The sequence below is a fragment of the Flavobacterium sp. AC274 genome (genome assembly GCF_979258275.1).
The window spans coordinates 3,604,029-3,617,792 of record NZ_OZ409852.1; the positions used below are offsets into that span (position 1 = coordinate 3,604,029).

The window sequence follows — 13,764 nt, forward strand, 5'->3', positions numbered from 1 at the left end:
TTTTCAATACTAAAAATATATGAATAAATTATCTTCAAAATACGGCAGATATTCGCTGTTGTTTCATTTCATTATCTGGTTTTTAATCCTTTCACTGTTGCTGAGAATTGCTTTTTTTATATGGCAATATGACGAAGTTTCGTGGAATTTAATTTCCATTTTAAGAACATTCTTTACAGGTTTGTTTTTTGATTTTGGTACTGTTACTTTCATTTCACTCTGCAGTATATTTTATTATAGTCTAATGCCCAATAAATGGATTGGATCTATTGTAGATAAAGTCCTTATTTATTTTTTCACATCACTCACCGTCTTTATTCTTGTATTTACTTTTTTTGCCGAATTGACATTTTGGGATGAATTTAAAACCAGATTTAATTTTATAGCCGTTGATTATCTTATCTATACGCATGAAGTAGTAGCCAATATCAAACAATCTTATCCGCTTCCTTTGCTAATTGGCGGGGTTTTACTGCTAAGTGCAGCATTTCTGTTTCTTTTTTATCAGCAAAAAGCTTTTACAACAACTTTTACTTCAAAATCAACTTTAAAAACCAGACTTTCAGTTTTATCCTCATCCATTATTGTGGCTATTTTTTTGGTTTCTTTATTAGCAATAACCAGGCGGAATGGTCTTCAAACCGCTATAATTCTGAAATTTCAAAATCAGGAATTTATTCCTTTTTTGCTGCTTTTAGAAACAACCAGATGAAATATGTTGACTTCTATACTTCAATTCATAACGACAAAGCTTTTGGTGTTATAAGAAAGAAACTGGCAGCTGATAATGCTGTTTATTTTAAAAGTGATTATTCTATTCATAGAAAAATAACAGACAGTGCCACTTCCCTTAAAAACAAAAATGTCGTTTTTATTTTGGTCGAAAGCCTTAGCGGAAGTTTTCTTAAGGAGTTTGGAAATAAGGAAAACATAACTCCATTTCTGGACAGTCTCGCCCAAAAAAGTATCTTCTTTGAGGATTTATATGCCACCGGAACCAGAACGGTTCGAGGCATGGAGGCCGTTACCTTATGTATTCCTCCCACGCCGGGCCAGAGCATTGTAAAAAGACCTAATAACCAAAATCTATATACGGTTTCTAATGTTTTTAAAACCCGAAAATACGATTGTAATTTTTTCTATGGCGGAGATGGTTATTTTGATAATATGAATGCCTATTTTGGAGGCAACGGATTTACGATTTATGATCGTGGACGAGGAAGCGTTTTGAGCGACGAAATCAAAACCGTACGCCATAATATAAATGATAACGAAGTTACTTTTGAAAATGCGTGGGGAATTTGTGATCAGGACATTTTCAATAAAATGCTAAAAGTGGCAGATTTACAATACAAAGCCGGAAAGCCATTTTTTAATTTTGTAATGACAACATCCAATCACAGGCCTTTTACTTATCCTTCGGGAAAAATTGATATTCCATCGGGAACAAGCCGTGAAGGAGCGGTAAAATACACCGATTTTGCCTTGAAAGAATTATTCAAAAAAGCCAAAACAAAACCCTGGTTTAAAAACACAGTATTTGTAATCATTGCAGACCATTGCGCCAGCAGCGCCGGAAAAGATGAAATAGATGTTGCCAATTACCATATTCCGGCCTTCATTGTGAATTTACCAGAGAATCAGAATCAAAAAATAGCCAAACAGTGTTCGCAAATCGACCTATGGCCTACTCTTTTTTCTTTGTTTCACTGGAACTATGAATCTGATTTTTTTGGGAAAAATGTTTTGGATGCCAATTTTGAACAAAGAGCATTAATGGGAACGTATCGCAAATTGGTTTTGATGAAAAAGGAAAAGGTAATGATTTTATCAGATCAGAAGAAACAAGCCTTTTACTCATGGAACAAAAAAGATAATAGTCTTAAAGCTCTTACTATCGATCAATCATTTTTAGAAGAAACTATTTCATGGTACCAGACTGCCGATTTTCTTTTTACCAATAAACTTTTAAAATAATGATTTACATTCATTTTATAATCAATCCTATATCCGGAAGCGGAAAACATAACCTTTCTGCTTCCTATCTTTTAAGTCAATTTCCGAAAGAAAAATATAAAATTGAAATTGATTATACCAATCAAAAAAAGCATGCCATAGTGCTCACAAAAGCGGCTATTGTACACAATCCCGATTATATAATTGCTTGTGGCGGAGACGGAACCATCAACGAAGTAGCTTCATGCCTTGTGGGAACTTCAATTAAGTTAGGAATTATTCCGGTAGGTTCAGGAAACGGGCTGGCCTCAAACTTAAACATTCCCAGAAATTTTGACAAAGCAATTGCTATCATTAAAAAAGGAAATGCAACAGCGATGGATGTGGGACAGCTAAATCACAAATACTTTTTCAGCAATATGGGTATTGGCATTGATGCCATGATTATAAAAAAATATGAGAGAGCAGGAAAAAGGACACTTCCCGCTTATATCAAGGCTGCATTATCTTCCAGCTTAGAATTTAAACCGCAAAAAACCATTGTACATTTTAACGATCAGATTGTGGAAACAGATCCTTTGATGTTATTCATATCTAACTCAAACGAAATGGGTTATAACATGAGCCTAACTCCAAAAGCAAGTCTTCACGACGGATTATTGGATATGATTATTATACCGAAATTGTCTTTTTCTGAAAAAATTATGCTGGGTTATCATGTGCTTCGAAATTCAATTGAAAAATTTGAAAAGGCAAGACACTTTTTAGTAAAAGATATTCAAATCGAAATGCCGTCCAAAATCTTCATTGATGCCCAAATTGACGGAGAACAGTATAATTTAAAAACAAATGAAATAAAAGTAAGCATACTTCCCAACGCTTTGCAGGTTCTTGTTCATTTATAAAAAACATAAATTCCATAGAGAGACTTACATAATCTGTCTATGGAAATTAATTTTTGTAATTCTTAATTTATATACTGCTTTAAAATTGCCTTACGAAACTGCATCCCAATTCTTTTCCGTTATAAAAAGGCATAATCATCGATGTGGTTTTATTTTCTTTTGAGGATTTAAAGACCTTATTCTGCAGATAAGGATATATCCAATAAGCAGCTTTTGTACTTAATATTCCTATACCTGCTCCAGCAACAACATCTGTAAGCCAGTGCCTGTCATTATACATTCTAAAAAGTCCCGTTCCTGTTGCCACTGCATATCCTGCAATTCCGTACCAAATTGATTGGTCCTTATATTCCTGATACATAAATTCGGCTCCCGCAAAAGCAGTAGCTGTATGTCCAGAAGGAAATGAGTTATTCGAAGACCCATCTGGTCTTTCAACTTTAGTAATGTTTTTCAGGGCAAATACCGAAGCGCTCATCATTAAATAAGAACTGGCCAAAATAATAGAGCGGTCTTTTAGGTTATTTTTCCCTTTTACGCCAAAAGCATTAAGTGCATAAACTGAAGCTGCGGGTGCCCACTGAGAAAAATCATCAATAGAAACTTTATGATCAATATCCTCATTTACTTCTTCCTTAATTTCTGAATTATAACTCTTAAGCTGATCACTTTCCAAACCAATAAATCCATATCCCAAAAGAACCCCGGGAATGATTAATTGTTTGTAATTAAACTTTAAATTAGGTACGGTATCTTGTACAGCAATTGTATCACTTATTGTGTTTTGTGCACAAATCGAAGTCATACCAAAAAGGAATAAGAGGAAGGTTTTTAACATTTTAAAAAGATTAGAAATTACTAATTACGCTTGTTGAATAAAAAATAAACGTAGTTTTTCCTCATAGAAAACAGATTAAATTAAGACAATAAGTTCTTACTGTTAAAGATTAATAAGGCAAAGTTCAACATGAAATCTGAAGAAATTCTGTATTTACGGCGTTAGTGTTTTTTTTAACAAAAATTTAATCCAGCCCGCCAACGCCCTTTAATAAGCATGTATTATTCAATTGATTTTGTCATTGATTTTTATATATTTGCAACTATTTAAATTAAGTCTAAATAATATCAATGAAAATTTATACGCTACTTTTAATGGTGTGCTTCACTATAAGTTCACTCTCTGCACAGCAAATTTCTAAATCAAACACTAAAACCGAAAAAGATAAAAAAACAGATCCACAAAGTCAGGATAGTATTTTGACTCATAAGCCAGCGGCTGATAATGAATTACAGGAAATTGTTGTTTCCGCATCAAGGAAGGCAGAGGTTTTAGATGAAGTTCCTTCTTCAGTTACCTTATTATCCAAAAAACAAATACAGCAACAATTAAGCATTAGTTCTAATCTTAGTGATATCCTGGGGGCATCCGTACCAGGTCTTGGTTTTACTACCAATAGAACTCAGAATTTAGGACAGACTTTAAGAGGCCGTCGTGTATTGGTTATGATTGACGGTATTCCTCAAAGTACACCTTTAAGAGATGGCGCCAAAGACATGCGATCTCTTGATCCAACTGTTTTAGAGCGTGTAGAAGTAATTAAGGGAGCAACTGCTATTTATGGTAATGGTTCAGACGGCGGTTTGATTAATTATATTACCAAAAAAGCCAATACTGATAAAGCGATTAGCGGATCAACAGAGGCAGGAACAGCTTTCTCTCTTATAAAGCCTAAAGGAACCGCCGGTTTTTTTGTTTCCCAGCTTTTTTCTGGAAAAATAAAGAAATTCGATTACGTAGTCAGTGGGCGTTATGAAGAGACGGGACTTTATCGGGATTCGAAAGGACGAGTACTTTCTCCGGAATACGGAATGAATGATCTAAGAAACTGGAATGCTTTTGCAAAAATTGGTTATGATATCAATACCAATAACCGCCTGGAATTAATGTATAACTATTTTCAGAGTACACAGCATACCGATTATATAGCAAAAGCCGGTATTTACGGTAATTTTGATTCGCCAACTACCGGAATTAGAGGACAGCGCCCGGGGGAACCTGAAGGAACACCTTATAACCATAATGCAAGTTTAAGTTATACTAGTGAAAATTTAATTGGAAATACGGATGTTAACGCAACGCTTTACTTTCAGGACTATCTTACACTAATCAACTACAGTGACTTTTTTGAAAATAACGGACAGCCTGCAACACAAAGCAAGAAACTGGGTTTTCGCTTAAATTTAAACACACCATACGAATTCAGTTCTCTTATATCAGGTAATTTAACTTATGGATTGGATATTCTTTCGGATATAACAGATACACATCTTACGGATGGAAGACTGGTAATTCCTGAAATGAATATGACGAATATTGCACCTTATTTTCAGCTTAAAAACATGTTTGGACCGAACTTGGTATTAAAAACAGGTTTAAGGCTTGAGAATGTAAATATCGATGTACCGGATTACACTACTATTGGTATTCGTAATTATGTAAATGGAACTTATGTAGGCGGCGGGACTGCCGTAAATGGCGGAGCATTGGATTTCGATGCCCTTATGTTTAATGCCGGACTGCGTTATACAAAATGGGCTCTTTTTAAACCTTTTGTTAGTTTTTCTCAAAGTTTCAGCGTAGCTGATTTAGGTCTGGTACTTCGCGCTGCCAAAGAAAATACAGTTAGCAATACATCCATAAAAGCGGTTACGGCTAATAATTATGAATTTGGATTCTCCGGATCACTGGCTAAACTTTCTTACGAAGGAGCTTTTTATTACAGTACATCAAAATTAGGCGCGTCTTATGTTTATGTTGATGGTAATCCACAGATTTCCCGCTCACCTGAAAAAATTTATGGCTTTGAACTCTCAGCAAAGTATCGTCTTCATCCAAAAATTGATATTGGAGCAAATTATTCCTTTACGGAAGGAAAACGCGAACTAACAGATAAAAAAGTATATTTAGGAGGAGATCGTATAAATCCGCCAAAAATAGCAGCTTATACTGTTTTTAGACCACTTGAAGACTGGTCAATATTTCTACAAATGACAAGTACAAACGGCAGGGACAGATTTGAGCCTGTTAATGGCGCTTACACATACGGAACTGGTCCAATAAAATCTTTCACGGCTTTTAATCTTTCTTCAAGCTATACTTTAAAAGAAAAAAGTACAATTCGCCTTGGTGTCGAAAATTTATTTAATAAAGATTATTATTCGGTTATCTCCCAATGGCAGTCTAATAATATGAATTATGTCAAGGAAAATGGTACGCGGATAACTATTAGCTTTACACAGGCATTCTAATAAATTCTCTGACAACCTAAGATACGAATTTACATCAATCATCAACAGGACATCCAAACCAAAATACCAAGAGGAAGTAAAAAGGACAAATATTAACGAAATCTATCATAGTTTCAAAAGCAAAAGGCGTACTAAATGGTATGCTTTTTTGTGTTTAAAAGGGCAAAACAATTAAAATAATCACACAATTTTCTGTAATTTGTCTTTTTCTAAAACTCTTTAGCAACTTAAAATCCTTACATTTACCCGCTGGCTAATCAAATTTCGCTGTATAATTAATCAATTTAGCAGCGTCAGGTCAATTAATTTTAAGCAGTCAAGATGAAAAAACATACTGTAACAGTAGCATCGTTACCTTTAGATGATCATACACTATCGAATATTCAAATTAAGAAAGCCAATTTGTTACCAGATCTGCAATCGAGGCTGGATTCTATGGAAATGAAAGAAAAACCGATAATGGATTCTACCATTCCTTACAGGGACCTGACAGATACAGCGAGTAAAAAAGAAAGTATTGCCCGAATAATTGATAAACTGGACGTTGAAACCAGTCTTAGATATCAAAGAACTGTAGAAGATACCTATTGCAATGTATACTCTTATGATTATTGCTATTTTGCTAAAGTATATCTTCCAACCGTTTGGTGGACTCCCGAATCCCTTGAAAAAATTATACAAGGACAAGATGTAGAAGCTGTTTTTGAACAAACCGTAGACCGTATCTATTCCAGTGCCATACACGACTGGTTTTTAGAATGGGGACCAAATTTTGGATGGAAAAGAATTTCTACTGTTGATGAAATTCAGAATAAGGTAAATGCCAATGGCGGAATTGGAATAATCTGCGCCAAGAGAAGAGAAAAAGGTCTCTCCGGACACATTGTTCCCGTGGTTCCCGAAACTGAGCTGCATAAAGCGTACCGCGAAAATGGCGTTGTCGTATATCCGCTGCAGTCACAGGCAGGAAAACTGAATTACAATTACTTTTCGGAGGTGAGAAAAGACTGGTGGAATGATGATTTGTATTCCTCGTATGTGTTTTATTATCACGAATAAAAACGCAATTCGCCATATCGTTAAACATTCTAAAAAAATATTGATTATCAACGAGATAACTACTTGGAAATACGATAATAAAAAACTATTTTTGCAACTTAGAAAAAACAAGAACAGCAAAAGTTGTGATTTAGCTATTCTCTTACCTAAATTATTGATACAAAAGTGATTGATAACGAAAGTAATTTTATAACCTTATCATAAAATTTTACTTCTAAATTGATGTTTCAGTCGATAAAATTGCAAAAAATCTAAAATATAAATTCCTATATTTTTAAAAGTAAACGAAAACTTTTATAATGGAGGCAACAATATGCTTAATCCGTTATAGGTTTCTTGTCTCTGGTTTTAACAGATTGAATTTGTATTTCTGAATAAAAATGACTTTATAAATTAAAATAACCTTAAAAAAGAAAGTAAGTATAAATGAAAGACAATCAGACAAAAAAATATTATTGGGGAATAGGATTGGAAAACGAAACCTACATGCAGTTTGAAGAACCCCTAATAGTTTCTGGTGAATTTATACAAGAAAAAATTGGCTTTGAGAAATATAGTATTGATTACAGAAAATGCTATAAACCCGAAAGCCTGGCTCCTATGCTGAAAAAAGCTTTTAACCTGACTGAAAACTATAAAGTAAGCCGAATGATGAACAGTCATTCGCTGGAAAAGCTCGATATCAATTATCAGCACAAGACATTATCGCCAGTAAAAACAGTAATCGATACGGAAGTTGGTGAGACGATCGCAGAACCGATTGAAAATCCGGAATATCTGGGCAAATCGATCATGGAACTTTTCCTTGAAGATCAGCCATACAACATTCAGAGTATGATTACCCAAAGAAACAAAACGATGGGATCAGTGCATTTTGATGGTGATTCTATTGAATTTGTAACCAAATATTTTGAAAACAGAACAATTACTGATTCCTGCAAAGAATTGAAAGCTACCAAAAAACTGTTTTTGGATAAAATCAACGAATCGTCTGTGTTAAACGGAAAATTAAATTTTCCGGATTATAATAACGGCCTTAATATGTTTATGACCAATCAGGAAAACCTGGTTTTATTCAATAACGGAACCTACCATTTTCATATCACCTTACCGTCATTAACAGAAGACAGCAGAATTGTGGATTACAATGATTTTGAAAAAACACATGCTAACGCCATTTATCTATTACAGTGGTTTGAGCCTTTTTTCATATCCACGCTCGGAAGCCCTGATATTATGGGCGTGATAAGTGATAAATACAGTTTAGACAAAAAATTCACTTTGGGTTCAATGCGAAATGCCATGTCCCGTTACATTGGTGTTGGGACTTATAACAAATCAATGCCAAAAGGTAAAATTCTAACCTATAAGGTAGACAATTTTAGAAAACTACTGAAATTTACAAAAGAAGAAAATATCTGGTGGCGCGATCAGATTGAAGCCGATATGGAATATGAAATGCTTTCGGAAGTGGGGCTTGATTTTAATCAGGAAAAAATGTACCAGAGCGGTTTCGAATTCAGAAGCTTTGACGAATTCCCGGCGGAGTATTTAAATGATGTTCTTTTTTCTATTATTCTAATTTGCGAACATTCCCTGAACCTGCCTGATGTGCAATGGGGACATGACAGCAAAGCCTGGAATAATCTGGTCTTTAAAACCTTAAAAACGGGTTATGCCACTGAAATCAATGAAGAAGAAAAGAAAGAGCTTTTAAATTTACTGCAACTATTAAATCCTTCAGATTCTAATTACAGTACCCTAAAATCAGAATTTGAAGCCATCATCATGCTGGATGAATTTTTCTTTAAAATTTTAGCTGTTTTACATGACAAATACAAGGACAACAACATTTGCCTGGATGCCATGTACGGACAAAAAACAAGTACCGCTCCAAAATGGGACAATTTTAATAAATACCAGACCGAAAGGCATTTAAAGCAAATTGGTTCGTTCTGCGACAATTAAAAAAAGTATATCTAAAATAGGGTGCAAATTCTGGTAAAAGTGACACAATTTTTACATTAATCTTCCATAAAATTTATAGAAATTTGTCCAGTCGAGGTCACAAATAAAAAAGCTCCAAATTGTTGATTTGGAGCTTTTTTTATGTTCTTTTACCCCCATTTAATACGTATGAATATGTAAATACCCAGCGGTTTGGTTTCCCCGTAGAGTTACAAGTGATGAACTAAACTGTTGTTTATCTTTTTGAGAAAAAATTTCAATAATAAAAGCAAAGAACCTTAATTTTAGAAAATCTTAAAACAATAAAACAAATATCTTTTATACCTCCTTAATAAATAATCAATTATTATGTTTCCAAAGCGTGTTATTTATATTCTTTTGACCTCCTTATTATTTATCTCATGTAGTAATGATGATGATACTCTCATTGATGGGACAGACGTTACTGATTCTGTTTTGATTGAAATAAATAAACTTAGAACAACAGGATGTAAATGTGGATCCGATGATATGCCTGCTGTACCTGCATTGGTAAGCAATACATTATTAACAAAAACAGCTATTAATTATGCTAAGGATATGAATGCACGTAATTATTTCGCGCATATATCGCCTGAAGGGACAAGTCCTATACAAAGAGCCGCTGCTGTTGGTTATACCGGAAAATACGTAGGTGAAGTGATTGCTCGCAATTACAGTACTTCTGCCGAAGTTGTAATAGGCTGGAAAAACAGCGAAGACCATTGTAAAGCCATGATGAGTAATACTTATGTAGAAATGGGTGCTGGAAAATCAGGAAACATATGGGTTTCAAATTTAGGAAAGTAAACTAATTCTCTTCTAGAAGTTGTTATTAACCATAACAACACATTGATAAACAATTTATTTTCACTACAAAAAAATAGACTTATTCTTACGATAATGAGAATAAGTCTGTTTTATTATTTACAAATTATATTATTCTCAGTTTTTTATTTTATATATAGTCATTTTTACCATAACTAAAAAATATTTTTAAATTTTAATGCGTTAAAATCCGTTATTTATGATTATTGTTTAAAAATAAGCATGTTTTTAATAAATATTAATATAAATATTTAATTATCAATACCTTAGTACAACTAATTATTTAACCTTAAAAATTAAAATTTATGAGAAAAACAATTTTATTTGTAGTATTAAGCCTAATGTTTATAGGGTGCGAAACAAGCGAGGTAAAGAATGACTCAGAAGTTAAAGCTGCATGGTCATCATCTGATCAATATGCTAGTTGGTCAAATGGCGGTTATACCGTTTATAATAATATATGGGGTTCTGGTGCAGGAAGCCAATCCATATGGGCAAATAATTACAGTAATTGGGGTATTTGGGCAAACCATCCAAATACTGCAGGTATTAAATCATACCCAAATTCAACCAAATATGTAGGTAAAGTGTTAAATACAATCAACACTCTTAGTACCAGCTTTAATGCAACTACTCCAAGTGGTGGAGCATGGGTGTCTGCTTATGATCTTTGGGATAGCAATAAAGCCAATGAAATAATGCTGTGGTTAAACTACACAGGAAATTCGGACGGTTCAGGAAATGTAAAACCAATTTCTTATAATTATTCATCAACTGGTGCTTCTGTTCCGGTATACACAAACCAAAGCATAGGTGGTCACACCTGGAACGTATTCCGCGGAAACAATGGATCTAATAATGTTTATTCATTTTTACGCACGACAAAAACCAACAGCGGCACAATAGATGCAAAAGCAATCTATAATTGGATAAAAAACAAGGGATGGTTTGGTAATGTCACCGTTGGAGACATACAATATGGATTTGAAATCTCATCCTGTTATGGGACAAACGGAAATGGGGCAAATTTTACATGTAACAGTTATTCTGTAACTAGTAATTAGTTTTTTTGCAAGATCAAGACTGGCTTAATTTAAAGAATTGAGCCAGTTTTTTATTTTTAAAGTAGATTTTAAATTCACATGCTATCCCTGTCTATGTCAATGACGCAATGGAACAGTAGAAGGATAAATCGCTTCCGCTAAGATATTTATGGCAAGGCTTTTCTCAGCACCGCTCTATTAGGAAATGATATTTATACTTGACATCAATAGGTACAAACTAAAAAATCCCATTTCTTACGAAATGGGTTTTTTTTATGGATCAATACGAAAACATTATAATTGTTATTTATGTATTTGAATTATAACTTGTAATCTGTCGAAAAAGTAAGTTCTTTATTTGCTTCAATTTCATTTTTCAACGAATCAATTTTATAGGTAGCAAATCCATATGCATCAGATCCTGTCAGCAAACGAAGCGGTGGTTCTGCTTTTTGTGTTACTTTTATAATTAATTCGGCAACTTTTTCAGGATCTCCTGGTTGATTGCCCGGAATATCATTTTGATGTGCCTTTACACTTTCACGTATAGCTGTATATTCTTCAATAGGATTTTTCGAAGCAATTAATGACGAACTATTTAAAAAGTTCGTACGTACATAACCGGGTTCTATAATGGTTACATTAATTCCAAATGGCTTAACCTCTTGTGCAAGTGCTTCAGAAAGCCCTTCTACGGCAAACTTAGTAGCGCAATAAATTCCCCAGCCTGCCCCGGCAATTAAGCCAAAAACAGAAGAAAGATTTATAATGTGTCCAAATTGTGCGGCTCTCATATGAGGTAAAATTGCTCTTGTAACATTTAGCAAACCAAAAACATTTACATCAAAATTGGCACGAACTTCAACATCCGAGCTTTCTTCAATTCCGCCTATTAAACCATAACCGGCATTATTGACCAAATATTCAATAGAGCCAAATTGCTCAATCGCTGAATTAACAGCTTGCTTTACGCTTTCTTCACTGATCAAATTGACCTGCAATGGTAAAAACTGATCAGACGAATTGCCGACCGCTTTTTTAAGCGATTCTACATTTCTTGCAGTAGCAACAACATTAAATCCTTGAGCCAATAGTTGTTTGACTAAAACAAGACCAATTCCCTGAGAAGTTCCTGTTATAAACCACGTTTTGCTTTCATTTTTCATAATTGTTTATTTTAAATGTTGAATTGTCTTTTAAGTGCTTTTGAATCATTCTCTAATGATATTTTTATCCTGATAAGCCATTTGAGCAATCTCGTCTTTTCGTCTAAAACTAACTCCTTTATGTTTTTGAATATAACTAAGGATTTGTGTCGTGGCTGCGACCATTTGCGGTGTCCCTCCTATTCGATCATGAAAACTTATTGACATTTGTCGGCGCTTTTTTCAGATTCTATATAAAGCTGGTCAAATTCCATTATAACCTGACGCGCAAATTGATCTGCACTAAAGTTTTTGCCTTCTACCAACACAATATCATTACAGCGAATGGTGTACGGAACCACTGCAAAATCATTTCCTTTTACTTTTAATAAAAAAGGCTCGTCACGGCTTAAATCATCAATATGGTATTTAAAGCCCAGTTCCTGTAAAATTTCCAATGTATTTGTTCCGCGTCTTAACCAATTTGCATTATAGCCGACAGGTTCAAAACCGGTAACTTTTTTAATAGCATCTGCACCGTCTTTGATAAACTTTTTTTCTGTTTCATACGGCATAGAATATTGCGTCGCCCAGTCCATACCATGGGCTGCAGCTTCGTGTCCTCTTTGTACAATTTCTTTGGCAAGCTCCGGATTTTTTAATACTGCCGAACCAACCATGTGCGAGGTAACCTTGATTCCAAATTTATCCCAATTGTCGAGCATTCTGGGAATTCCTTCTTTATATCCATACTGATACCAGGACTCGCCCGGAAGGTCTATAAATCCTTTCTGCATGTTTTGCGGAAATGGGCTTTCAGCATTTACAGGCTGTCCGCCTGCTTCAAATTGCATAGATATCGATACTACCAAACGCGATCCGTCAGGCCATTTGGTACTAGAAACTTCATCTTGTACAGATTTATCTGTTTTGAGATCGCTTGCCAGCAATGGGTTTATCGGAACGAATCCCGCGAGACCAGCAAGACCTGCTTGTTTTATAAATGTTCTTCTATCTTTCATATCTCTTGATTTTATTTAAGTACTTTTTCAATAATCAGCGTTTCTTCATAAAGTGAAAATTTGGAGATCAGATTATTTTCAACCGTGATATGAATCGCTAAAGGCATCTTGAAATGTTTTCCGTTTTTTTCACTGTTCTTTCAACAAAGCCAAAGACAGCCACTTCATTTCCTCTCAATAAAAAAGATTTCGCCTCCAGCTTTTCACTTCCGTCAACAAAATAACTAAAGAGTGTTTTGAACAGCACTGAAATTTCTTCTCGCTTTGAACGATGTCCTGTCCACGGCATATACTTCGATTCGAAAATATACCAATCTACTTTTTCTGAAACCATGGAAGCAATTCCTTCCGGGTTTTTAGATCCTATATATCCAAAAAACTTCTCTACGGTTTCTTTTGTTTTTATTTCTTCTTCAGAGTATACTTGGGCTTGTGCCGAGAAACCAATCAATAGCATTGCTGTTATTAATATTATTGTTTCCATTTTTGATTTAAAAACAGCTTTTTTCAT

General features: G+C 34.3%; 13 protein-coding genes. 8 read left to right on the plus strand and 5 right to left on the minus strand.

The genetic code is table 11. The features are described 5' to 3' along the window. Positions 1 to 19 precede the first annotated feature (19 nt). Genes ACZZZT_RS16115 through ACZZZT_RS16125 form a run of 3 tightly spaced genes read left to right on the plus strand, consistent with a single transcriptional unit; the run spans position 20 to position 2,861 of the window. Positions 20 to 712 (plus strand): hypothetical protein, encoded by a 693-nt coding sequence (locus ACZZZT_RS16115; RefSeq protein ID WP_463461126.1) that lies wholly within the window; start codon positions 20 to 22, stop codon positions 710 to 712. Next, a complete protein-coding gene (locus ACZZZT_RS16120) occupies positions 709 to 1,977 on the plus strand; it encodes an LTA synthase family protein (RefSeq protein ID WP_463461127.1) in 1,269 nt (422 codons plus the stop codon). Before ACZZZT_RS16115 ends, ACZZZT_RS16120 begins: the two co-directional genes overlap by 4 nt. Continuing rightward, complete coding sequence (locus ACZZZT_RS16125) at positions 1,977 to 2,861, plus strand: diacylglycerol/lipid kinase family protein (RefSeq protein WP_463461128.1); 885 nt, start codon at positions 1,977 to 1,979, stop codon at positions 2,859 to 2,861. Before ACZZZT_RS16120 ends, ACZZZT_RS16125 begins: the two co-directional genes overlap by 1 nt. A gap of 79 nt (positions 2,862 to 2,940) precedes the next feature. On the opposite strand, the gene ACZZZT_RS16130 is transcribed toward ACZZZT_RS16125, so the two are convergent. Beyond that, positions 2,941 to 3,699: a phosphatase PAP2 family protein gene (locus tag ACZZZT_RS16130; RefSeq protein ID WP_082037006.1), complete on the minus strand. Its 759-nt coding sequence runs from the start codon at positions 3,697 to 3,699 to the stop codon at positions 2,941 to 2,943. A 290-nt stretch (positions 3,700 to 3,989) separates the two neighbouring features. Here ACZZZT_RS16130 and ACZZZT_RS16135 point away from each other — a divergent pair, with 290 nt between their 5' ends. From ACZZZT_RS16135 to ACZZZT_RS16155, 5 genes are all read left to right on the plus strand, one after another. Beyond that, positions 3,990 to 6,170: a TonB-dependent receptor gene (locus ACZZZT_RS16135; RefSeq protein WP_463461129.1), complete on the plus strand. Its 2,181-nt coding sequence runs from the start codon at positions 3,990 to 3,992 to the stop codon at positions 6,168 to 6,170. A gap of 321 nt (positions 6,171 to 6,491) precedes the next feature. Continuing rightward, positions 6,492 to 7,229 (plus strand): hypothetical protein, encoded by a 738-nt coding sequence (locus ACZZZT_RS16140; protein ID WP_463461130.1) that lies wholly within the window; start codon positions 6,492 to 6,494, stop codon positions 7,227 to 7,229. Positions 7,230 to 7,655: 426 nt separating this feature from the next. Further along, positions 7,656 to 9,197, plus strand: coding sequence for a hypothetical protein (locus tag ACZZZT_RS16145; protein ID WP_463461131.1), 1,542 nt, complete (start codon positions 7,656 to 7,658; stop codon positions 9,195 to 9,197). Between the two features lie 348 nt (positions 9,198 to 9,545). Continuing rightward, positions 9,546 to 10,025, plus strand: a complete 480-nt coding sequence (locus ACZZZT_RS16150) for a CAP domain-containing protein (RefSeq protein ID WP_463461132.1) — start codon at positions 9,546 to 9,548, stop codon at positions 10,023 to 10,025. A gap of 323 nt (positions 10,026 to 10,348) precedes the next feature. Further along, positions 10,349 to 11,107 carry a GH12 family glycosyl hydrolase domain-containing protein gene (locus tag ACZZZT_RS16155; RefSeq protein WP_463461133.1) on the plus strand — a complete coding sequence of 253 codons (759 nt, stop codon included), beginning with the start codon at positions 10,349 to 10,351 and terminating at the stop codon, positions 11,105 to 11,107. A 299-nt stretch (positions 11,108 to 11,406) separates the two neighbouring features. On the opposite strand, the gene ACZZZT_RS16160 is transcribed toward ACZZZT_RS16155, so the two are convergent. The 4 genes from ACZZZT_RS16160 to ACZZZT_RS16175 all read right to left on the minus strand — a co-directional run bounded on the left by ACZZZT_RS16160 (position 11,407) and on the right by ACZZZT_RS16175 (position 13,764). After that, complete coding sequence (locus ACZZZT_RS16160; protein ID WP_463461134.1) at positions 11,407 to 12,252, minus strand: oxidoreductase; 846 nt, start codon at positions 12,250 to 12,252, stop codon at positions 11,407 to 11,409. A 45-nt stretch (positions 12,253 to 12,297) separates the two neighbouring features. Next, positions 12,298 to 12,459 carry a hypothetical protein gene (locus ACZZZT_RS16165; RefSeq protein WP_463461135.1) on the minus strand — a complete coding sequence of 54 codons (162 nt, stop codon included), beginning with the start codon at positions 12,457 to 12,459 and terminating at the stop codon, positions 12,298 to 12,300. Then, positions 12,450 to 13,253, minus strand: coding sequence for a polysaccharide deacetylase family protein (locus tag ACZZZT_RS16170; RefSeq protein ID WP_463461136.1), 804 nt, complete (start codon positions 13,251 to 13,253; stop codon positions 12,450 to 12,452). The genes ACZZZT_RS16165 and ACZZZT_RS16170 overlap by 10 nt, the downstream gene beginning before the upstream one ends. Positions 13,254 to 13,350: 97 nt before the next feature. After that, the gene (locus ACZZZT_RS16175) at positions 13,351 to 13,764 is read right to left on the minus strand and encodes a nuclear transport factor 2 family protein (protein ID WP_463461137.1); all 414 of its coding nucleotides are present in this window, start codon (positions 13,762 to 13,764) and stop codon (positions 13,351 to 13,353) included.